Raw genomic sequence first — 22,444 nt, forward strand, 5'->3', positions numbered from 1 at the left:
TTTATTATTCACCTCACCAATGAATTTATGGGCGCAGGAATCTGTGGTTCCCGCCGAACATAATATGTTAACCCCACCGGAAATAACGCCAAAAAACGCAGAGGCAACCGCTTACCGGTTTTATGGCGAAATGGGCGGTGGAGGCAGCGTGTATTTAAAGGGTCAGGACCAGCATAAATACAGCGACGGTACCTATATCGAAGGCGGTCTGGAAATACAAAGCGGCCACTGGTTCGGGCTTATTTATGGCGAAGGCTGGACAGTGCAGGCCGACCATCAGGGAAATGCCTGGGTGCCCGATCACAGCTGGGGCGGATTTGAAGGCGGCCTGAACCGTTTTTATGGCGGCTACCGCACCGATAACGGCACCGAGATGATCCTCAGCATGCGCAATGACTCCTCGCTGGATGACCTGCAATGGTGGGGCGATTTCACGCCGGAATACGGTTACGTCATTCCCAATACCCGCGATTTAACGCAGGCGGCGAAAATCCAGAACCTCACCGGCAAGTTCCGCTACAGCGTGACCGCCGCGCCGGAAAGCCGCGTTGATGAAAGTAAGGCGCTGCTGCATTTTGGCAAATATGACCGTTATTCAGATAAATACACGTACCGGGCGATGGTTAACGGTTACACGCAATACGATCTGACCGACGGGCTGACGCTGCTCAACGGCCTCGAACTCACCGACGGCACCGGACAGCTGGTGCTTGCGGGTTTACAGGGCAAAAACCTCGCCGGACGTGTGTGGCATCACACCGGCAAAGGCGATGGCAATCAGCCCGGCAGCGAATCGGGCATGATGGTCAGCGCGATGGTCGAAGCGGTGTCCGGCCTGTATTTCTCAACCGCCTACAGCTACGCCGAACACCGTCTCGATAACGCGGCGGCTACCACCACTTCCTACGCACAGGCCGGTATCTGGTACGAATATTATGGTGGCCGGTTCGCGACCGCATTAGACAGTAAATTTTATATGAGCAACGACAATACCGGCGCCAGTAATTCGATATTTCTGATGCAATATTTCTATTGGGGTAAATCATAATGAAAAATATCAGCAGCGTTAAAATCCTTGCCTTATTTATTTCGTCTGTCTTATTTATTTCCGGCAATGCGGTCGCTGAAACGGCAAAGCCATTGCAGGCTGAGTCTTATAAAAACGTCATTAACCGCACCGGCGCGCCGCATTATATGCTCGATTATGATTTCGATGAGCATCAGCGTTTCAATCCTTTATTTGATGACGGCGCGTGGCACGGACATTTATTACCGGCCGGGCCGGAAGGCATGGGCGGATTTCCCGGCCCGGCGCTGCTGACCGAAGAATACATCAACTTTATGGCGGATAACTTTGACCGGCTGACGATCTTCAAAAACGGTCAGAAAGTGGCGCTCAGCATGGAGGCGTACAGCATTCCCGGCGCGCTGATCCAGACGCTGACCGCGCCCGGCATTCGCGTCGACATGACGCTGCGTTTTGTCACCGCCCGCACCTCGTTACTGGAAACCAAAATCACCACCGATTCCCCGCTGGAACTGGTCTGGGACGGCGCATTACTGGAAAACCTGCGCGCTCAGGAGGGGAAACCGCCGTCGGATAAAACCATCGAACAGGTATATCCGGGCTATACCCGCAAAATCCTGCCGACGGCTGACGGCCTGCGCGTGACCTTCGGGAAAGTGCGCGAGGCCTCCAGCCTGATGACGTCGGGCGAGTCGGAATACCAGATCCACAAATCCCTGCCGATGCAGACGACAGTGGCAGGGCATCAGTTTAACGCGAAAGCCAACATCGCCGGTTCCACCACGATTTACACCACCTATTCGCATCTGCTGACCGCCGGTGAGGTACAGAAAGAGCAGCCTGAGATCGCCGGTATTCTGGCGCATCCGCAACGTTTTCTGGCGGCCTCACAACAGCGCTGGGAAGAATATCTGACCCGCGGGCTGACCAACCCGCACGCCACACCGGCGCAGGAACGTGTGGCGGTTAAAGCCATCGAAACCCTTAACGGTAACTGGCGCGGCGCGGCGGGCGTAATGAGATTTGATTCCGTGACGCCGTCTGTCACCGGCCGCTGGTTCTCCGGCAATCAGACCTGGCCGTGGGACACCTGGAAACAGGCTTACGCGATGGCACATTTCAATCCTGACGTGGCGAAAAACAATATCCGCGCCGTGTTCGCGTTTCAGATCCCACCCGGCGATACGGTCCGCCCGTGGGATGCCGGTTTTGTACCCGATCTCATCGCCTATAACACAAGTCCTGAGCGCGGTGGCGACGGCACCAACTGGAATGAGCGCAACACCAAGCCGAGCCTGGCGGCGTGGTCGGTGATGGAAGTCTACAAAACGACGGGTGATAAACAGTGGCTGGAAGAGATGTACCCGAAACTGGTCGCCTATCATGACTGGTGGCTGCGCAACCGCGATCACAACCATAACGGCGTGCCGGAATACGGCGCAACGCGCGATAAAGCGCACAATACCGCCGACGGCAGCATGCTGTTTACCGTTCGGGAAGGGAAGAAAGAACAGACCGAATCCGGGTTGAAAAACTATGACCGCGTGGTGAAATCCGGTCAGTACGACAGCATAGAAATTCCGGCGCAGGTGGCGGCTTCATGGGAATCGGGGAGGGACGATGCGGCGGCCTTTGGTTTCATCGACGCCGATCAGCTGGCGAAATACATCAAAAATGGCGGTAAAAAACAAGACTGGCAGGTTAAATTCGCCGAAAACCGTTCTGATGACGGAACGCTGCTGGGATATTCACTGCTACAGGAATCGGTCGATGAAGCCAGCTATATGTACAGCGACAACAAGTACATGGCCGACATTGCCGGCATTTTGGGCAAGAAAACCGAAGCCGCAGATTTTAGTGCGAAAGCCGTCAAACTGGCCGGATACATCAATACCTGCATGTTCGACAGCCGCAGCGGCTTTTTCTATGACATCCGCATTGAAGAGAAACCGCTGGCTAACGGCTGCGCGGGCAAACCGATAGTCGAACGCGGCAAAGGCCCGGAAGGCTGGTCACCGTTGTTTAACGGCGCAGCGACGCAGGCGCATGCCGACGCCGTGGTCAAAGTGATGAAAGATGGGCGCGAATTCAACACCTATGTGCCGCTCGGCACCGCCGCACTGACCAATCCGGCGTTCGGTGCCGACATTTACTGGCGCGGGCGCGTGTGGGTCGATCAGCTCTATTTCGGCCTGAAAGGCATGGAGCAATACGGTTACCGCAACGATGCTATCGCCATGGCGCAGGCCTTCTTCGACCACGCCGACGGCCTGGTGACCGACGGTCCGATCCGCGAAAACTACAACCCGCTCACCGGCCAGCAGCAGGGCGCACCCAACTTCTCATGGAGCGCGGCGCACCTTTATATGCTGTACAACGATTTTTTCGGGCAGGGGAAATGAGACTGTAAGGGCTGAATTTCAGGCACAAAAAAACCGCTTCAAAGAGCGGTTTTTTTGTTGAGGAAGTTCAGTTAGCGCTAAGCTTTCTCAATTTTCATTTGCTTAAATAAGCGGGACAAGCAGCCCAGACCGGGTAAATATACCTAAGTGAAGAATTCCCCGCAAGCTTAAATTATGATCAATAACCTTACAAATATCATAGGCATGATGGTAGCATCTGCGCGGGGCTAGTTTGCCCGTTTAGCGGCGGGTCACCGGGCTTGAAATTAGCACTTGAGTACCGCGGGGACAATCAGTCCAGATGCTGTTTGTTCTTCTCCAGTCGGTCCCGGTGCTTATTGGTGAAACGCGGTTGTAAAAGGCCGCAACAATGAAAAAGTGTATTTATGCACTGATCGTTGTGCTGGGTTCTTTGATGACGACTGAGAATGGTGGATGGAACGTTAACGTTTCTGATATCAAGATTAACGTCAACATGGGATCTGGTTTGTAGTAATTAAGGAACCGCCCTGAGGGGCGGTTTTCTTAGTTCAGACTTTGCGCCCCAACCCCCAGCACATCAGCCCCGCCACCAGCAGCGACGGAATAGTTGCGCCGACATCAGGCAGCAGATTCGCCATCAGATGATAGACCGCGATCCCCGTAAACCAGGCCGCGACCGAGCGCAGATTCAGATTCTCGTTAGTCTGGCGACGCAGCACAAAATGATGCGTCAAGACCACGCCGAACAGCGGTGCAAAGACCGAACCAATCAGCAGCAGGAAGTTTTCGTATTGCGTCAGCGGCACCGACCAGGCGATCAGCGTACACAGCAGGCCGATGCCCAACGTCAGTTTCCCGACGCTGACCGGCACCGATGTGCCCGCCGATACCGCCGCCGAGTGAATATCCGCAAATGCGTTTTCGTGTTCATCCACCAGAATCAGCAGCAGCGGAATACCCAGCGCCACGCCTGACAGCGCCAGCAGCAGCGCATTGGCATCGGCTGAGGTGCTGACAAACGCCAGCGTATACGCGACGCCGAGAGACATCATCCATACGCTGCCGAGGAAATATCCGCAGGCGGTACCCCAGAAATTTTGCCGCGCAGACTTGCCAAAACGGGTGTAATCCGACACCAGCGGCAGCCATGAAAATGCCATCGACACCACGATGTCGCAGGCCAGCGCGAACGGCATCGAACCGTTCCCGGCGTTATGCCACAGCATCGATAAATCCGCGTGCAGGAACAGATAACCGGTCAGCCACGCGCAGCTCGCCAACAGTAACCAGATCCCCCAGCGGCGCAGCACCACGCGGATAAATGCCAGCGGACCGCTGGCCGCCAGCAAGGTAGCGACGATGCCGAAAATAAACGTCCACAGGGTTGGATTCGCCCAAAAGCTGCCGTCGCCCCAGGCCCGTTTTGCCAGCAGGCTGGCCGCATCGCGCATCACCACAATTTCAAACGCGCCCCAGCCGATCAGCTGGATCAGATTGAACAGCACCGGCAGCGCCACACCGCGTTTGCCGAGGCTCAGTTTTAGCGACGCCATCGAAGACATGCCGGTTTGCCCGCCGATCACCCCGACCAGCGCCAGCAGCGCAACACCGACGGCAGAACCCAGCACAATCGCCGCCAGCGATCCTGCAAGCCCGAGCCCCGGTGCCAGAATCGCCCCGGCCTGCAATACCATCAGGCCCATGCCGAGCGAGAACCACAGCGAGAATAAATCAGACCAGCCCAGCACCCGTGATTTTTCCGGCACAGACGCCTGAGGAGAGTAAATACTATTATCTTTCATGAGGTTAATTTCGTGGCTAAAGCGAATGCCAGTTATAGCATAGTGTGATGAGATTCTGATGAAGGGCGGGGGAGAAGCGCACTTTTCGGTTTCAACGGGCGTATTTCAGACACAAAAATGCGCTTCATGGCGCGCTCACTTCGAATGAATCACAATCATCCCCAGCTTCTCCAGCAGATGGCTTTGCTGCCAGTCGTCGATTTTCACGCCATCGAGATCCACTTTGCGGATGTTCAGTTCGCCCAGATCTGAATTCGTCAGGTCGCAATGGGTGATGTTGACGTTATTCCAGTCGAATTCAGTGAATTCGCCGCCGGAAAGGTCGGAGCCGCTGAAGTTTGCCCCCTGCACGTTCGCGCCGGTCCAGCGGTTTTCCCACAGCTCGCATTTTTCCAGAATGACTTTGCTGAAGTTGGCGTAGCTGAAGTTGTTTTTGGTCATGAATGCGCTGCAAAACCAGGTGCGGGAGGTGATCATATTCATAAAGCTGGCGCCGCTGAAATCTGCGCCGGTGGCTTTGCATTCGCGGATCTCCAGACCCAGCGCCTGCGCATTTTTGAAATCCGCCATCGTCAGGTCGCAATGTTTGAAGCTGGCATCTTTCAGCTGCGCATGCTGAAAAGAACAACCTGACTGTGTTTCATCGTCGTAGAAAATGCAGTTGACGAAAGCGATGTCAGACAGATTTGTGCTGTCAAAACGGCAGCGCAGGAACCTGCAATCGTGAAATTCTTCGCCCGACAGTTGCTGCTGGCTAAAGCGCTGGTCGCTGAAAGTCTGGTTTTTGATCATCTCTTTTCCGGTCATTTTACGTGCTGCGAAGAACGCTATCCTGACAGAATGCGGCGGCCAAAAATATGGAACCTGCCTCGTAATAACACGATTTACTTAGGATTCTCTTTTGCCGATCGGGCAGCAGGCGTCTATTCTCAAACACTTAACGGAGTCCATCTTTCCCTCAGCTAAGGAAGACTGAAAATGCGTCTGTCCATCCTCTTTATGGCAACCGGTCTGGCTCTCAGCCAGTTTGCAGGCGCTGCGCAAACTGCGCAGCCCGCCACGCAGGAGCACGTCATGAATCATGCTATCAAAGCCGATAATCCGTTTTTAACCCCCAGCCCGCTGGAATATCAGGCACCGCAATTCAATCTCTATAAAGACAGTGATTACGAACCGGCCATTCTTGAAGGCATCCGCCAGAAACTCGCTGAAGTCGATAAAATTGCCAGCGACAGCGCACCGCCTACTTTTGAAAATACCTATGTGGCGCTGGAAAAATCCGGCGTCATGCTCCAGCGCGTGCAAAACGTTTTTGGCGCGATGACCGGCGCGAACACCAACGATACGCTGCAAAAAATTGACGAAGACACATCGCCAAAACTGGCCGCGATGGATGACAGCATTCATCTCAACAGCAAACTGTTTGCGCGCCTGAAAGCGGTGTATGACCAGCGCAGCAGCCTGAAGGTGTCGCCGGAGTCGCAGCGTCTGATCGAGGTGACGTTTAAAGATTTTGAGCTGGCCGGCGCCAATCTTTCTGATGCGGATAAAGACAAACTTAAGGCGCTGAATCAGCAGGCGGCGACGCTCAGCACCCAGTTCACCAACAAGTTGCTGGCCGCGACCAAAGCGGGCGGGCTGACGGTGAAAGACAAAGCGCAGCTTTCCGGGCTAAGCGATGCCGAATTATCCGCTGCCGCGCAGGCCGCCAAAGACCGTAAGCTGGATAACGCCTGGCTGCTGGTGCTGCAAAATACGACGCAGCAGCCGTTGTTGCAGTCGCTCGATGACCGGGAAACCCGCAAGGCGCTGTATGAAGCATCCATCAATCGTGCTGAAAAAGGCGATGCCAACGACACCCGCGAGCTGATTGCTAAGCTTGCAAAAGTTCGTGCTGAGCAGGCTCAGGTGCTGGGCTTCCCAAGCTATGCGGCGTGGAAGCTGGAAGATCAGATGGCGAAAACGCCACAGGCTGCGCTGGATTTCATGCACAAAATTGTGCCGGCAGCCACCGCCCGCGCACAGCGTGAGGCGCAGGATATTCAGACGGAAATCGATAAACAGAAGGGCGGCTTCCAGGTGGCTGCCTGGGACTGGCAGCATTACGCGCAGCAGGTGCGCAAAGAGAAATATGATCTGGACGACGCGCAAATCAAACCCTATTTCGAGCTGAACAATGTGCTGGAAAACGGCGTGTTTTATGCCGCTAACCTGTTGTACGGCATCACGTTTAAAGAACGCAAAGACCTGCCGGTGTATAACCCGGACGTGCGGGTTTTTGAGGTGTTCGATAAAGACGGTAAATCGATGGCGCTGTTCTATGCCGATTATTATCAGCGCGATAATAAAGGCGGCGGCGCGTGGATGAGCAACTACGTCGATCAGTCGAAACTGCTGGGCACTAAGCCGGTGATTTACAACGTCGCCAACTTCCAGAAACCCGCCGCGGGGCAGCCGGCGCTGCTGTCGTGGGACGACGTGATCACTATGTTCCACGAGTTTGGTCATACGTTGCACGGTCTGTTTGCCAGTCAGGAATACCCGAGCCTTTCCGGTACCGCGACGCCGCGTGATTTTGTCGAGTTCCCTTCTCAGTTTAACGAGCACTGGGCGAGCGATCCGAAAGTGTTTACTCACTTCGCGAAACATTATCAGACTGGCGAAGTGATGCCGCAGGCGTTGCAGGACAAAATCGAGAAGGCCAGTAAGTTCAACAAAGGCTATGACATGACCGAGCTTCTGGCCGCCGCGCTGCTGGATATGCACTGGCACAGCCTGAGCGCCGACGCACCCCAGCAGGATGTCGATAAGTTCGAGGCGGATTCGCTGGCGAAGGACAAAGTGAACCTGGCGTATGTACCGCCGCGCTACCGTTCCAGCTATTTCCAGCACATCTGGGGTAACGGCTATGCGGCCGGATATTACGCCTACTTGTGGACAGAAATGCTGGCCGACGATGCCTTTGCGGGTATCACCGAACAGGGCGGGCTGACGCGGGAGAATGGTCAGAAATTCCGTGATCAGATCCTCTCACGCGGTAACAGCGAAGATCTCGAAAAGCTCTACGAAACCTGGCGCGGTAAGGCGCCGTCAATTGAGCCGATGCTGAAAAATCGCGGGCTGGAGGAGTAAAAATGGCCGTGCCCGGTATTGCGCCGGGCACGGATAACCTCGCCGGAAAGAGTTAAATCAACGCCCGAAAAACGTCGCTTCCCCCGTTCGAATTCCCCTATGCTTTTCCCATGTTCCCGGTCTGCGAGTGAAATCATGCTTTTCGATTTGCCTGACGATGATGTTCTTTATGCTGCGCTGATTGCCCGCGACCCGGCTTACGACGGCTTTGCCTTTGTCGGTGTGAAAAGTACCGGGATTTTTTGCCGGCTGACCTGCCCGGCGCGCAAGCCTAAACGTGAGAACTCGGTGTTTTATCCGTCGATGGTCAGTGCGATGGAAGCAGGATACCGCCCGTGTAAACGCTGCCGTCCGCTCATGCAGGGCGGAGAGAAAGACCCGCTGGTGCTGAAGTTACTGGCAGCGCTGGAAAATGAGCCAGACAAAAAGTGGAGTGAAGGCGATGTGCAGGCAATGAATGTTGACCCTTCCACTGTCCGCCGGGCTTTTAAACGGCAGTTCGGGATCACGTTTCTGGAAATGGCGCGCCTGCGCAGAGTCGGTAAAGGCGTCGATGCCCTGACCGGCGGAGAGCCGGTGATTGAAGCGCAACTGGATGCCAGTTTTGGATCCGGTAGCGGATTTCGCGCGGCAATCACCCGGCAAATCGGGCTGAACCCCAGTCAGGCCAGAAAGCATCAGTTTCTGAAAGCTGACTGGCTGGATACGCCGATCGGTTCCATGCTGGCGATTGCCAGCCGCGACGCGCTGTATCTGCTGGAGTTTATTGACCGTCCGGCGTTGCCCAACGAAATTGAGCGGCTGAAACAGCTGACGTCATCTGAAATTATTTTTGGCCGCAACCCGGTCATAGATCAGCTCGAACAGGAACTGACGGCGTATTTCGCGGGCGGGAAGCGTTTATTCCTCACGCCGCTGGCAGAATTCGGTTCGTTGTTCACCCGAAAAGTCTGGGATGCGCTCAGAGCTATTCCGGCGGGTGAAGTGCGCAGCTACTCTGCGCTGGCGGCCGATATCGGGCAGGCAACCGCTTCCCGCGCCGTCGCCAGGGCAAATGGCGCTAACCAGATTTCCATTCTGATCCCTTGCCATCGCGTCATCGGTGCCGACGGTTCGCTGACCGGTTACGGCGGCGGTTTGTGGCGCAAGCGCTGGCTGATTGAACACGAACGAAGAATGGCGCTGAGCCGCTAAACGAGGAGCAAGGTATGAGTCAGCAACGTCAGGCACTGGCATTTTCAGCGCTTCATCAGAAACACAATCCGGTCATTTTATACAACATCTGGGATGCGGGTAGCGCGCTGGCCGTGGAACAGGCGGGAGCAAAGGCCATCGCGACTGGCAGCTGGTCATGCGCGGCGGCGCAGGGTTATCAGGATGGCGAGGCCATGCCTTTTGCCAGCCTGTTGCAGACGGTGCAACGCATTGCTTCGGTGATAAGTTTGCCGCTGACGGTGGATTTTGAAACCGGTTATGGCGCTGACCGTTGCGATAATCTGAGCGCCCTTTTGCAGGCAGGCGTGGTGGGAATTAATGTTGAAGATCAGCAAATGGGATCATCCGCGCTGAACGGGGTCCGTGAGCAATGCGAGATTCTCACTTCGCTTCGTCAGGTGGCTGAAACGCAGGGAATCGCTTTATTTATCAATGCCCGTACCGATGTCTTTTTGCAGCAACCGGATGCCTCGCAGCACCCGGCGCTGATGGCGGAAGCTAAAAAACGGCTGGCCGCTTATCAGGACGCCGGTGCCAGTGGCTTTTTTGCCCCCGGTCTGAGCGATCCGGGCCTGATTGCTGAACTCTGTGAGGTTTCCGCACTGCCGGTGAATATTATGGCCAGCAGCCTGACGCCGCCGCTGGCCGATCTCATCGCGGCGGGGGTCAGCCGGTTAAGCTACGGCCCGCACCCTTATATCGGGCTGATGGAAACCCTTACGCAGCAAGCGCGCGCGCTGTATTAGCCGCCAGCCGGTGCCCCATCCAGAAGAATACCAGCCCGCCCGCAGAGGCGGCGATCAGCGCGATAAACATCACTGACGGGGCGGCGTAACTGAGCAGAAAACCGCACATCACCGGGTTTATCGCGCCACCCAGATTGCTCAGATTCTGCATGCCGTAATAGCTGCCTTTCATGTTTTCCGGTGCGATAAAGTCGATAAACATGTATTCCACCGGAATAACGATAAGTTCACCAAAGCTGAAGATGGCCATGGCGATGATCCACAGCAGTACCGATTCCCCCGCAACCATAAAACCGATCAACCCGACGATGAAAAATACCGTGCCGAGCAGCAGCCACCTCAGCAGGGTGTCCTGTTTCATGCGGCTGCTTAAGACATACTGGAAAGCGATGACAATCACGGCATTCGTGATCATTACCGCGCCGATAATTTTGTAGGCAAAGGCGGCATTCGACACAAGTATCAGATATTGCGACAGATAACCGGCAAACTGTCCGAAAACCACCGAGCCGAGCGTGCTGCCCAGGGTGAAATAAATCAGACGGCGGTCGCGCGCGAGAATGCCCAGCGTCTGGCGCAGATTCGGTTTCGGCAGGGGTTTGTGTTCCTCTTCTGCCTGAGGCGGCCTGTGCGGGATATGACGTAATCCCCAGCCGAGGGAAATCACCGTGCCGAGCGCCAGCACACCGGAAATCACGAACGGCAGCTTCGGGCTGAACCCGGCTAACCAGACGCCAAGTGATGATCCGACCGCCCAGCCGACGTTCACCAGCGTGTAGTTCATGGAGAAGGCTTTAACCCGTTTCGCCACCGGCAACCAGCTGGCGATACAGGCTTTGAGCGTAATACTCAGCAGCGCGTAGGAGGCATTGAGCAACGCCAGCACCACCAGAACACCGGTGACGCCGGGCAGTACCGGCAGCAGTAAAAAGCTCAGTCCAAAAGCGCTGATCGAGACAATAATCAGCGTCCGGTGATTGAATTTATCCACCAGATAACCGGCGTACAGACCACTGAGAATGCCGATCGCCAGACTGGCCCCGAGAATAATCCCGACACTTTTCGGCAGAAGATGATAGTGCTCGGTCAGATAAATCGTGATGAACGGCAGCGTCACACCTCGTCCGATAGTGAGCACTAACGAACTGGCGAGCAGCGCGAGGATCAGCGGCGGCATTCCCTTCATTCTCAAGGCATTCCTTTCAAAAACATGGTGGATGACCAATGATGATAGTCGAGTCTGCGCAGTATTTTTCGATACAAAAAGCGGGGAATAAAGTGAGTTGCGCGGCTATCCCCGCGCCTTCGCAAGATTGTGTTACGGCTTCTGCGGCGCAACGCCGTGGAAGAGCAATGAGCCCACTTGCGCAGGCTCAGTTATACACAGAAAAATCAGCAGTAGCTTTGTGCGGTAGTATTGAGATGCTCAGCGAATTGATAGATGTCATCAAGCGACTCTATCGGATGACGCGTTTCAGTCTTGTCCGCATCAAATAACCCAATATAGAGTTGAGAACGGTTAAAGTGCAGGCGGCAAACAGGCTTACGGTTATTGTCATCAATCAAAATACCGAAATAACTTTTAGTATCTCTATGAGTAATGCGTTTGATATCAATCACTGTTCTGATGATTGATTTAACAATATGAAACCCTTCAAGTTCTTCCTCTGTTGTAACGATTTGATCGGATTCAACAACATTGACTGTCGGTTGTGATATTTCCTGTTCCTCTTCAACAACTTTTGTCGCTGAATTTTGAACAGTGCCGCTGAGGGCTGATTTCAGTCGTTCGTTCACCTGATCATTCAACAACTGGACTGCGGCTTTACGGGTGAGAGTATTAAACTGTTCGCGTACTTTTTGCGTCAACATTCCATCGTAGACCCGCGAAGCGAAAAACTTCACAAAGTCTTCTTCGGGATTAGTGAATTGAGCAAGGAATATTTTTTTGATTTGGCTAACGTACTTCAATTCCCCTGCCGCATTGACTATGGATTCAACATCGAAAGCAGACTTGGTTAACTTCACGAGTTCTGAAACAAGATTTTCATCAATATCAAGGATGTCCAGCTCAAGAAAAGGCTTTTCATCCATTTTATTGGGTGCATCCAGATCGGTAAAGAACTTATAAACCTGTCCGTTTGTGAGGATGGATATTCTTGCATTGGTTACATGAAAATAACGAAATAGCTGAGATGCATGATTAACATTCAGAGATTCGCCTATTTTCTTGCACTCAACCAGAATCTGTATTTCCCCACCTTTCAATATCGCATAATCTATTTTTTCCCCTTTTTTGGTACCTACGTCACAGATAAATTCTGGAACGACTTCAGTTGGATCAAAAACGTCATAGCCAAGGATTTTATTGATGAAAGGCATGACAAATGCATTTTTCGTTGCTTCTTCAGTCTGAATTAAAAGTGACTGCTGTTTGATTTTTACAGCCAAACTGTTTAATTGTTCAAGAATTTCCATATAACCCTCTTTATTTTTTAATCACTGCTGCGTGATGATTACTTATAGGGAAAATATGGAAATAAAACCAGATGTAAAAGCGTGGGCCTGATCACTTATTTCATGAAAGACTCACTATTTTTAACGCTTCCGATAAATTATGGCTTCTGCGGCGCAACGCCGTGGAAGAGCAGGACGGCGACGTGTTTGCGCAGCGCTTCGGGGGAAATGGGGGAAGCGGTGCCCTGGCGCATTTTCATGGAGGCGAGGGGGAACAGGGTCAGGCCGAACAGGGAGATGAACAGCAGCGCCGGATCGAGATCGGGGTTCAGGCGTCCTTCGCTCTGCCAGCGGGTGATGCATTCCTGCACCACTTTGCGGTTTTTGTCGCCATTGCGTTCTTCCATGCGTTTTTTCAACATCCCGCTTTCACTGATCACTTCCCGTACCCACAGCGGCGCGACCCAGGGGTATTTCACCGCCGCGTCGATCATGCATTGTGCCATCGCGGTGATTGCCATCAGCGGATCGTCGGCGTGGACATCAAAAATATCGCTAAACCCCGCGCGTACTGGCTGAAAACGTTCGTCGATGAGTACATCCAGCAGTTGTTCGCGGGTATTGAAGTAGTAATGCAGCATGGCGGTGGTGACACCCGCTTCTTTGGCGATCATGCTGAGAGGCGTTTCGGCGATACCTGATTGGGCAAAGAGTTTCAGGGCGGCATCCAGCAGCAGTTCGCGCTTATCCACGCCTTTTTTGACCCCGCTCGGGCGACCCGGACGGCGTGCGGATGCGGTGCCTTCCTCCTGAACCTTTTGTGCTGTCGTCGCCTTTTCTGAGATTTTTCTGTCTGTCATGAGCGGGGTGATCCATTGACCGGATGAAGGTGATGCGTCAATATTAATTATACAGTTAATTAATTACAAGTCAGGATAGCATTCATGACAACTATAAATTCGGCGCAGAGCGAAGTGAAAGAGGCCAGGCCTTCGATCAAGCTTCTGTTCTCCGCGCTGTTACTGGTGATGCTGCTGGCCGCGCTTGACCAGACCATTGTCTCGACGGCGTTGCCGACTATCGTCGGTGAACTGGGCGGGCTGGATCAGCTTTCCTGGGTGGTCACCTCCTATCTGCTGGCGTCAACGATCGTGGTGCCGTTGTACGGCAAATTCGGTGATTTGCTGGGAAGAAAAATCGTGCTGCAAACGGCGATAGTGGTGTTCCTGCTCGGCTCGGTACTTTGCGGGCTGGCACAGAACATGACTCAGCTGATCCTGATGCGTGCCCTGCAGGGGCTAGGCGGCGGCGGGCTGATGGTGGTCACTATGGCCGCGGTCGGGGATGTTATTCCGCCGGCGGAACGCGGTAAATATCAGGGCTTGTTCGGCGGCGTGTTTGGGCTGGCGACCGTCATTGGTCCGCTGATCGGCGGTTTTCTCGTCGAGCACATGTCATGGCGCTGGATTTTCTACATCAACCTGCCGCTGGGTATTTTTGCGCTGCTGGTGATCGGCGTGGCGCTGAAATCGCAGACTGCGCGTATTCGCCATGAAATTGACTTTCTCGGCGCGGCGTACCTGGCGGCGGCGCTGACCAGCATCATCTTGTTTACCAGCGAAGGCGGCACGGTGTATCAGTGGTCTGATCCGCAGCTGTGGTGCATTCTGGCGTTCGGCGTGGTGACACTTGGCGGCTTCATTTATGAAGAGACGCTGGCGGCGGAGCCGATCATCCCGCTCGGGCTGTTCCGCGACCGCACCTTCCTGCTGAGCTGCGCCATCAGCTTTATTATCGGCATGTCGCTGATGGGCTCGGTGACCTTCCTGCCGCTCTATTTGCAGGTGGTCAAAGGCTCATCACCTTCCGCCGCCGGGATGCAACTGCTGCCACTGATGGGGGCGCTGCTGGTCAGTTCGATTGTCAGTGGCCGGATTATCAGCCGCATTGGCCGCTATCGGCTGTTCCCGATTTTCGGCACGTTACTCAGCTTTATCGGCATGCTGATGCTGGGCAATCTCACGCTCAGCACAACGTTACCCCAGCTTTATCTTTATATCGGCGTCCTCGGTTTCGGACTGGGTATGGTGATGCAGGTTCTGGTGCTGGCGGTGCAGAACTCGGTATCGATGAAACAGCTGGGCGTGGCGACATCCAGCGTGACGTTATTCCGCTCGATCGGCGGTTCCATCGGCGTGGCGGCCTTCGGCGCACTTTTCACACAAGGTCTGCGTTCGCAACTGGAAAAACTGATCCCCGAAGGCACCCCGATCCCGCGCTCACTCAGCGCGCAGGCGGTACAGCAATTACCGGCAACCATTCGCGATGATTATTTGCAGGCATTCGCCACCGCGCTGCACTCGGTGTACCAGATTTCCGCCGGGGTCATGGTGCTGGCGTTTGTCCTGTCGTTGTTGCAGAAAGATGTGGTGCTGAAGAAATAGTGATTCGTTTAAAATTCTTTCTGCGGCGATGAGTATTGGGCCGCAGAAAGAATGAGCAATAATGTCCGCAGATCTCTCAATTCTGATTTTTATGAAATACCTCTCCGTCTTTATCCTGTTATTATTTATTGTTAACGACCTATTTATTTAATGAATATTTTATCACAATGGATTTACTGTGAAATATAATTCACGGTGCGTGACTTCATAACAATAAGGATATTGGCATGCCCTCATCATTAAGCAGGAACGTCGGTTATTTCGGCGAGAACTTATTCCATGATGTAATCGAAGTTCAGTATCGTCTTAAGAATGCCGGATTTCCTAATCTGGTCGTTGATGGTAATTGCGGCCCAAAAACTGTCGCAGCCATAAGAAAGTTTCAGCAACAGTTTATGTCATTGCCTGATGGCCTGGTTGAGCCTAATGGTAAAACTCTTCGCTGGTTGCAGTTTGGGCATTTCTCTCAGGGAACCCCCAAGCTGGATACGGTAGCACCTCCTGCAAGTAATTCAACTGTGGTTAGCGGGGTGAGGAAAAATGTGAATGAGTTATCGGTTAGCCCGCAGGGACATGCGTTACTCAGAGATTATGAAAGTTTAAGATTGAAGCCTTATGCAGATAGTAATAGCCATGAAATTACTGCTTATACAAAAGGTGCAACGATAGGATATGGACACTTAATTACAAATGCCAATGAATTTGAAATATATAAAAATGGGATAACAGAAATGAAGGCTAATGAGATATATCAAGATGACATAAGAAGATTTGAAATGAGTGTTAAACGAACACTTTCCGCCAGCCTAACTCAAAATGAATATGATGCAGTGATTATTTTTTCATTTAATATTGGGTATGGTGACGTTAAGCTGCATAAAGGTTTTTTATCTTCAGAGGTTTTGAAAATATTAAACGGAGAGAGTAATACCGATTTAGATAGTGCTTGGTTGCGTTGGGTGAACACTGACCACCATTTTTCTAAGGGGTTGTTTAACAGACGCAAATCAGAGCTTAACATTTTTCACAATGGAGTATATGCACGATGAGATTGCTAATGATTTTTACCTTGATCACCTTAGCTTCTGCAAATTGTTCTGCAGAGGGATATAAACTGCATCCTGGTATTCGTTCATTTCAGGGTGAAAAATTTGAGATAGAACTGAAAGCGAGTTGTCCTGAAACCAGCCTGACATGTGATGACGTGAGCTACGACGCTATCAACAGGAAGACCGGAGAAAGGCTTCATCTGACAGGCAGACTCTTATCCAACCCGACGAAGGATCGCCAATGGTATGAGTTCGAAAATGGGAAATATTTGTATCAGTTAACGGCTGATTATTCACCTTCTACAAAATCTACAGAGTGGTGGGTATTGAATGTGATGTTTAAAGGTAAAACTATCGCAAGTGATGAAGGGAATATGTATTAACTTTGTTAAGTTAAAACGGAATTTAATTTTATGAAAAAAACACTGATATTAATTTTTGCAGTTTTGTTCAGCTTAAGTTGTTTTGCAAACAACTTCAGGCTTCATTCCGGTTTACCTGATTTCGAAGGCCAGCATTTTGATATCGATTTAAAAGTCAATTGTCCGGAAGGTGAAATGGCATGTGATGATGTAATTTACGATGCAATTAATAAAAAAACGGGAGCAAGACTGCACCTGAAAGGTCGCGTAATGTACAATCCTCATAACTATGATTTCCAGGGGTATGTATTTGATAATGGAGACTATAGTTACGTTTTGAATCCAGATTATTCTAAGGGAGCTGACTCAGAACAAATTTGGGTTTTAAATGTTTTTTATAAACATAAAGTCATCGCATTTGATCAAGGTATCATGCATTAATTTCCAAATTCATTTGAGAATGCCATTTGAAATTCCCCAAATGGCATTCGTCTCCTCTACATGACTCTGTCAATCCATAGACTATAGCCTGAAGTTCCGGCTATATGATGAGTCACATCAATGGTTTCATAACGTAATGAAAGCGTTTCATAAGGTTGTGTATCACCGCCGGTATGAGTACTTGGGTTAGTTGAAGAAATACATTCCAGAGTGGCATCTGTCAGCTTGATGGTGAGAAATTTCTCCTGAGTACCATATTGTGATGTTCGGTAGTAGTCTAAAACACACTGAATAAGTTCGTTATTAGAAATCGCGACCAGCAGTAATGGCGTCGATTTATCAAGAGGTTTGGTAATTCTCATGGGATGATGATTCACGTTCATTTCGCGGGTAATATCATGTTGAGAAGAATAAACCAGTATCTGGTCTGCATGGCCAGCCTGAAATCTGTTTCCGATTGAGGTGTAGGTGGAACAACCTGCGGATATCAGACCCTGCGTCTTTCCGGTGATCGTTAAATAGGTGCAGTTTGACATTTTTAATATCCTTTTAAGAAGTCATTCAGAAATTAAATGACGAATAATTAATTTTTCTCACTGAGTTATTATTATTAGCATTAAGTAAATATAAAAAATGAGATCGGGATACTTTTGGATTATCTATTTTTACCATCCGCAACAAACGAGTTTTACTCTTTACACCTTTTAATAATCCAAACGCATATCCTTTCTGGGAAGAACAGCAGGAATACTCTACGCTTAGAGGTTCTGTTACGTTATGACGTCATTACATCAGAGCAGGACAGCCCTGACGAAAACTCCTTAAGAGGTGCACCATGCTGTTTCGCCGTTTTGAGCGAATGATCGACATCTTCCGTGAGGCGCCGGGCGGGGAGCCGCCTGACAAAGTCTTTCCTTTCTATCTCTATTATCTGCGCCAGGTCTGGCCGAGTTTTGCGGTATTGCTGGTGGTCGGGCTGGTAGCGTCGTTGATTGAAGTGTCGCTGTTCAGCTACCTCAGCCAGATTATCGATCTCACCAAAGACACACCGCCGGGCAGTTTTTTCTCCGAGCATATGGGGGAACTCCTGTGGATGGCGGCGGTGGCGATGATCCTGCGGCCGGTGTTTTTCGGGCTGAATGATTTGCTGGTACATCAGACGCTGACGCCCGGTATGACCAGCATGATCCGCTGGCAAAACCATAAATATGTGCTCAGGCAGAGCCTGAACTTTTTTCAGAGTGATTTCGCCGGGCGCATCGCCCAGCGCATCATGCAGACCGGCAGCTCGCTGCGCGATTCCGCAGTCCAGATGGTGGATGCCATCTGGCACGTGGTGATCTACGCCGCCAGCGCACTGTTTTTGTTTGCCGAAGCTGACTGGCGGCTGATGATCCCGCTGATTATCTGGATATTCTGTTACGCGATTTGCCTGTGGTTCTTTGTGCCTCGGGTGAAGCAGCGCTCGGTCGAGTCTTCTGAAGCGCGCTCGAAGCTGATGGGCTGTATCGTTGACGGCTACACCAATATCTCGACGCTGAAGCTGTTCGCACACACCGATCTGGAGCAGCAATATGCGCGTGAGGCCATCACCGAACAGACGTATAAAACGCAGCTCGCCGGGCGGCTGTTAACCGGTATGGCGTTCGCCATTACCACGCTGAACGGTCTGCTGATTGTCAGCAGCACCGGGCTGGCCTTGTGGTTATGGACGCAGTCGCTGATAAGCGTCGGGGCGATTGCGCTGGCGACCGGTCTGGTTATCCGTATCGTGAATATGTCTGGCTGGATCATGTGGGTGGTGAACGGGATTTTCGAGAACATTGGTACGGTTCAGGACGGTCTGCACACCATCGCGCAGCCGCTGACCGTGACCGATAAACCACAGGCGAAAGGGCTGAAGGTGGATCAGGGGGCGATCCACTTTGATCACATCGATTTCAACTATGGCAAAGGCGCCCGGGTGATCCAGAATCTGGATCTGGCGATCCGCCCCGGTGAGAAGATCGGTCTTATCGGCCCTTCCGGCGCGGGGAAATCCACGCTGGTGAACCTGCTGTTGCGGCTCTACGACATCGACGGCGGGCGCATTCTGATTGATCAGCAGGACATTGCCGGGGTCACGCAGCAGAGCCTGCGCGCGCAAATCGGCATGATTACGCAGGACACCTCGCTGCTGCACCGTTCAATCCGCGATAACCTGCTTTACGGCAGGCCGGGCGCCACCGATGAGGAGTTGCAGCTGGCGATCCGTCAGGCGCGTGCCGATGAATTTATACCGCAACTGTATGATTCGCAGGGCAGAACCGGGCTGGATGCGCATGTCGGTGAACGCGGCGTGAAACTCTCCGGCGGCCAGCGTCAGCGTATTGCCATCGCCCGCGTGTTACTGAAAAACGCACCGATCCTGATCATGGATGAAGCGACATCGGCGCTGGATTCAGAAGTGGAAGCGGCAATTCAGGAAAGTCTCGAGACGCTGATGGGCGGTAAAACGGTGATTGCCATCGCCCACCGCTTATCGACCATCGCCAAAATGGACCGTCTGGTGGTGCTGGAAAAAGGGCAGATTGTCGAGGTGGGTAATCACGCCGAACTGCTGGCGCACGGCGGCCTTTACGCGCGCTTGTGGCAACATCAGACCGGCGGATTTGTCGGGATGGATTAAGGCTCTATGCGTGCCGGTACGGCAGCACCTCACGGGCTTCATCGGCCCAGCGCTGCACGCCGGCACGCTCTTCCACTAAAAAATCTTCCACGGCATCGCGTAAACCCGGATGCCGTAAATAGTGCCATGAGTCGGTGATCACCGGTTCAAAGCCGCGCAGCAGTTTGTGTTCGCCCTGTGCGCCCGCGTCAAAGCGCGCCAGCCCGCTGGCAATCGCGTATTCCATACCCTGATAAAAACAGGTTTCGAAGTGCAACCGGTCAAACTCTGCCACGCAGCCCCAGTAGCGGCCATAAAAGGTATCGCCGCTGATCAGGCTGAAGGCCATCGCCACGTCACGACCGTTTTGCTGCGCGACAACAAGACGGATCGCCTCCGGCATTCTTTCCGCCAGCAGGCGGAAGAAAGCGCGGGTCAGATACGGCGACTGGCCGCGCACGGCGTAAGTATTGCTGTAGCAGCTGTAGACAAAATCCCACTGCGCTTCGGTCACGTCGGTGCCTTTCAGCCAGATAAACTCGATGCCCTGCGCCGCCACCTGTTCGCGCTCCTTGCGGAACTGTTTACGTTTGCGCGAGGTGAGGGCGTCGAGGTAATCCTGAAAATCACGATAACCGCGGTTCTGCCAGTGATACTGCAAGCCCTGCCGGTGCTGCCAGACGGCTTCACTGCCGATCAGCCGGTTGGCGCGTTCATCGGTGAAATTGATGTGCGCGCCGGTCAGGCCGTTTTCCACCAGATACTCCGGCAACGCCTGCAATAAACGCAAGGCCGCAGAGTCATCACCCAGCAACCGGGCGCCCGTTACCGGGCTGAACGGCACCGCGCCCAGCCATTTCGGATAATAGGCGATGCCCGAACGCTGACAGGCATCCGCCCAGCCCTGATCGAACACGTATTCGCCGTAAGAATGACGTTTACGATAACCGGGAATTGCGGCGCGGATGTCGCCATTTTCCTGCCACAGCAGATGTTCAGGTCGCCAGCCGGAATGTGGCCCCAGGCTGCCGCTGTCTTCCAGCGCAGATAAAAATGCATGGCTGAGGAAAGGCTGTTGCGCAGGCACCAGCGCATCCCACTGTGCGGCAGGCAAATCAGCCAGACGGCTCAACGTGATAACAGGCATGAAATATTCTCGCTGTGGCATTGAAGGAGAAAGCGCTTAAGTGTCGTTCAGGCAGGGAAATAATGTCGGCTGAAAGGTGCGGAGGAAAAAATAAAAATGCTTAACCCGCTGATTTATAATACGGAACCTATTGGGATAGATTCCGTATTATTATCCGGCAAGCCGATATGCCGGATTTTTTAATTAACTGGCCCTGACTTCAGGATTATCTGAAAGTGAAATAAAGGTGCTGCTCTTCGCATCAAATGCATCAATACACCCGGATTCAATATCATAAACCCAGCCGTGCAGGGTAACCTGACCTTTCGCCAGCGCGACCGCAACACAAGGGTGCGTGCGCAGGTTACTCAGTTGAGCAACCACGTTCTGATGCACCATTCCGTTGACGCGTGCTTCAGGGGATTCGTGCTCAGAGGCTTCGTTGATGGCTTTCGCCGCATCGGAATAACGCAGCCAGTGGGCGACCGCGGGCATGTGATCCAGACAGGTGCAGTTGGCGATTGCGCTCATCGCGCCACAGTTGGAGTGCCCGCAGATAACGATATCTTTTACGCCGAGCGCCATCACCGCGTACTCCACCGTTGCCGATACGCCGCCCGGTTCCGGCCCGAAAGGTGGCACAATATTACCGGCATTACGGATAACAAACAGTTCGCCCGGTTCACGCTGGGTCACTAATTCCGGCACTAAACGGCTGTCAGAACAGGATATAAACAGGGTCTTAGGATTTTGGTTTAAAGCGAGTTGTTTGAATAACTTAGAGCGTTGCGGAAACGCTTCTTTCTGGAATCTGAGAAAACCTTCAATAACGTCTTTCATAGGGGGAATTCCATGTATTTCAATGCCAGTGAGTCTGCCATGAAAAAAAAGGCAGATCAATCAGACGGAATATCATCACTATTTGCAGGGAAATAAGAGAAAGCAAAATAATATAATTTACCGGCGATAAGCATTTCACATTCCCTTTTTTTAATGCCATACCTTTATGTCAGCCTTATCCGTCCCCATATTTCCTCTACCCCCTGAGTGAAGGAGTCTGTATGACAATCGAATACGCTATTTTTGGTGGCGGCTGTTTCTGGTGTACGGAAGCGGTGTTCAAAGACGTCATCGGCGTGGAGTCGGTGGAAAGTGTTTACACTGGCGGGCGTCGTCCGAACCCGAACTATGAGCAGGTGTGCACCGGCACCACCGGCCATGCGGAGGCCATCCGCGTGGGATTTGACCCGGAAAAACTGACCTACGGCGATCTGCTGGATATCCACTTTGTGACGCATGATCCGACCCAGCTTAACCGCCAGGGCAACGACGTCGGCACGCAGTACCGTTCGGCGATTTTCCCGGCCAACGAGCAGCAAAAAACCGAGGCGGAAGCCGCCATACTGCGCGCGCAGCACGATCACAGTGATCCGATTGTGACCAGCATCGAACCGCTGGGTGAGGTGTACGTGGCCGAAGGCTATCACCAGAATTACTGGGATGGCGCGGGGCAGCAGAACCGTTACTGCATGGCGGTGATCCCGCCGAAACTGCAAAAATTACGCAAGAGCTTTGCGCAGCGAACGAAATCGCTGAACCCGTAAAGTGCCCG

19 protein-coding genes are annotated in these 22,444 nt (G+C 52.7%); 11 read left to right on the top strand and 8 right to left on the bottom strand.

Annotated features, from left to right (window positions below; genetic code table 11):
• Positions 1-19 precede the first annotated feature (19 nt).
• Both ygjJ and ygjK read left to right on the top strand, forming a co-directional pair.
• The gene (gene ygjJ / locus J1779_RS16200) at positions 20-1,048 is read left to right on the top strand and encodes a protein YgjJ (protein WP_238485182.1); all 1,029 of its coding nucleotides are present in this window, start codon (positions 20-22) and stop codon (positions 1,046-1,048) included.
• The gene (ygjK, locus tag J1779_RS16205; protein WP_217204245.1) at positions 1,048-3,429 is read left to right on the top strand and encodes an alpha-glucosidase; all 2,382 of its coding nucleotides are present in this window, start codon (positions 1,048-1,050) and stop codon (positions 3,427-3,429) included. The genes ygjJ and ygjK overlap by 1 nt, the downstream gene beginning before the upstream one ends.
• A 530-nt stretch (positions 3,430-3,959) precedes the next feature.
• Here the strand turns inward: ygjK and cytX are convergent.
• Both cytX and J1779_RS16215 read right to left on the bottom strand, forming a co-directional pair.
• Complete coding sequence (gene cytX / locus J1779_RS16210) at positions 3,960-5,213, bottom strand: putative hydroxymethylpyrimidine transporter CytX (RefSeq protein WP_056775660.1); 1,254 nt, start codon at positions 5,211-5,213, stop codon at positions 3,960-3,962.
• Between the two features lie 135 nt (positions 5,214-5,348).
• Positions 5,349-6,005 (bottom strand): Qnr family pentapeptide repeat protein, encoded by a 657-nt coding sequence (locus J1779_RS16215; RefSeq protein WP_056777150.1) that lies wholly within the window; start codon positions 6,003-6,005, stop codon positions 5,349-5,351.
• Between the two features lie 186 nt (positions 6,006-6,191).
• Here J1779_RS16215 and dcp point away from each other — a divergent pair, with 186 nt between their 5' ends.
• The 3 genes from dcp to J1779_RS16230 all read left to right on the top strand — a co-directional run bounded on the left by dcp (position 6,192) and on the right by J1779_RS16230 (position 10,306).
• Positions 6,192-8,345 carry a peptidyl-dipeptidase Dcp gene (gene dcp, locus J1779_RS16220; protein WP_217204246.1) on the top strand — a complete coding sequence of 718 codons (2,154 nt, stop codon included), beginning with the start codon at positions 6,192-6,194 and terminating at the stop codon, positions 8,343-8,345.
• Positions 8,346-8,480: 135 nt separating this feature from the next.
• The gene (locus J1779_RS16225) at positions 8,481-9,539 is read left to right on the top strand and encodes a bifunctional transcriptional activator/DNA repair enzyme AdaA (protein ID WP_217204247.1); all 1,059 of its coding nucleotides are present in this window, start codon (positions 8,481-8,483) and stop codon (positions 9,537-9,539) included.
• A gap of 14 nt (positions 9,540-9,553) precedes the next feature.
• Complete coding sequence (locus J1779_RS16230; protein WP_217204248.1) at positions 9,554-10,306, top strand: isocitrate lyase/PEP mutase family protein; 753 nt, start codon at positions 9,554-9,556, stop codon at positions 10,304-10,306.
• Here the strand turns inward: J1779_RS16230 and J1779_RS16235 are convergent.
• The 3 genes from J1779_RS16235 to J1779_RS16245 form a co-directional block, all read right to left on the bottom strand.
• Positions 10,278-11,492 carry an MFS transporter gene (locus J1779_RS16235; protein WP_217204249.1) on the bottom strand — a complete coding sequence of 405 codons (1,215 nt, stop codon included), beginning with the start codon at positions 11,490-11,492 and terminating at the stop codon, positions 10,278-10,280. The two genes, J1779_RS16230 and J1779_RS16235, sit on opposite strands and share 29 nt — an antisense overlap.
• Before the next feature lie 206 nt (positions 11,493-11,698).
• Positions 11,699-12,784, bottom strand: a complete 1,086-nt coding sequence (locus J1779_RS16240) for a type I restriction endonuclease (protein ID WP_217204250.1) — start codon at positions 12,782-12,784, stop codon at positions 11,699-11,701.
• A gap of 137 nt (positions 12,785-12,921) precedes the next feature.
• Positions 12,922-13,623: a TetR/AcrR family transcriptional regulator gene (locus J1779_RS16245; protein WP_217204251.1), complete on the bottom strand. Its 702-nt coding sequence runs from the start codon at positions 13,621-13,623 to the stop codon at positions 12,922-12,924.
• A gap of 84 nt (positions 13,624-13,707) precedes the next feature.
• Between J1779_RS16245 and J1779_RS16250 the strand changes: the two genes are divergently transcribed.
• The 4 genes from J1779_RS16250 (at position 13,708) to J1779_RS16265 (ending at position 17,059) form a co-directional block, all read left to right on the top strand.
• A complete protein-coding gene (locus J1779_RS16250) occupies positions 13,708-15,207 on the top strand; it encodes an MDR family MFS transporter (RefSeq protein ID WP_122097242.1) in 1,500 nt (499 codons plus the stop codon).
• Between the two features lie 227 nt (positions 15,208-15,434).
• Entirely contained in the window at positions 15,435-16,256 is an 822-nt protein-coding gene (locus J1779_RS16255) for a glycoside hydrolase family protein (RefSeq protein WP_217204252.1), read from the top strand.
• Positions 16,253-16,639 carry a hypothetical protein gene (locus tag J1779_RS16260; RefSeq protein WP_217204253.1) on the top strand — a complete coding sequence of 129 codons (387 nt, stop codon included), beginning with the start codon at positions 16,253-16,255 and terminating at the stop codon, positions 16,637-16,639. The genes J1779_RS16255 and J1779_RS16260 overlap by 4 nt, the downstream gene beginning before the upstream one ends.
• Before the next feature lie 30 nt (positions 16,640-16,669).
• The gene (locus J1779_RS16265; protein WP_217204254.1) at positions 16,670-17,059 is read left to right on the top strand and encodes a hypothetical protein; all 390 of its coding nucleotides are present in this window, start codon (positions 16,670-16,672) and stop codon (positions 17,057-17,059) included.
• A 56-nt stretch (positions 17,060-17,115) separates the two neighbouring features.
• On the opposite strand, the gene J1779_RS16270 is transcribed toward J1779_RS16265, so the two are convergent.
• Entirely contained in the window at positions 17,116-17,595 is a 480-nt protein-coding gene (locus J1779_RS16270) for an Hcp family type VI secretion system effector (protein ID WP_217204255.1), read from the bottom strand.
• Between the two features lie 299 nt (positions 17,596-17,894).
• Between J1779_RS16270 and J1779_RS16275 the strand changes: the two genes are divergently transcribed.
• On the top strand, positions 17,895-19,727 hold the full coding sequence (locus tag J1779_RS16275; protein WP_217204256.1) for an ABC transporter ATP-binding protein: 1,833 nt from the start codon (positions 17,895-17,897) through the stop codon (positions 19,725-19,727).
• Between the two features lie 4 nt (positions 19,728-19,731).
• On the opposite strand, the gene J1779_RS16280 is transcribed toward J1779_RS16275, so the two are convergent.
• Together J1779_RS16280 and J1779_RS16285 are read right to left on the bottom strand one after the other, a co-directional pair.
• The gene (locus tag J1779_RS16280) at positions 19,732-20,853 is read right to left on the bottom strand and encodes a GNAT family N-acetyltransferase (protein WP_217204257.1); all 1,122 of its coding nucleotides are present in this window, start codon (positions 20,851-20,853) and stop codon (positions 19,732-19,734) included.
• A gap of 183 nt (positions 20,854-21,036) precedes the next feature.
• Positions 21,037-21,672 carry a carbonic anhydrase gene (locus tag J1779_RS16285; RefSeq protein WP_056775618.1) on the bottom strand — a complete coding sequence of 212 codons (636 nt, stop codon included), beginning with the start codon at positions 21,670-21,672 and terminating at the stop codon, positions 21,037-21,039.
• 221 nt (positions 21,673-21,893) lie between these two features.
• Here J1779_RS16285 and msrA point away from each other — a divergent pair, with 221 nt between their 5' ends.
• Positions 21,894-22,436: a peptide-methionine (S)-S-oxide reductase MsrA gene (msrA, locus tag J1779_RS16290; protein WP_056775614.1), complete on the top strand. Its 543-nt coding sequence runs from the start codon at positions 21,894-21,896 to the stop codon at positions 22,434-22,436.
• Positions 22,437-22,444: the final 8 nt, after the last annotated feature.

It is taken from the genome of Rahnella rivi (genome assembly GCF_019049655.1).
Classification (GTDB): domain Bacteria; phylum Pseudomonadota; class Gammaproteobacteria; order Enterobacterales; family Enterobacteriaceae; genus Rahnella; species Rahnella rivi.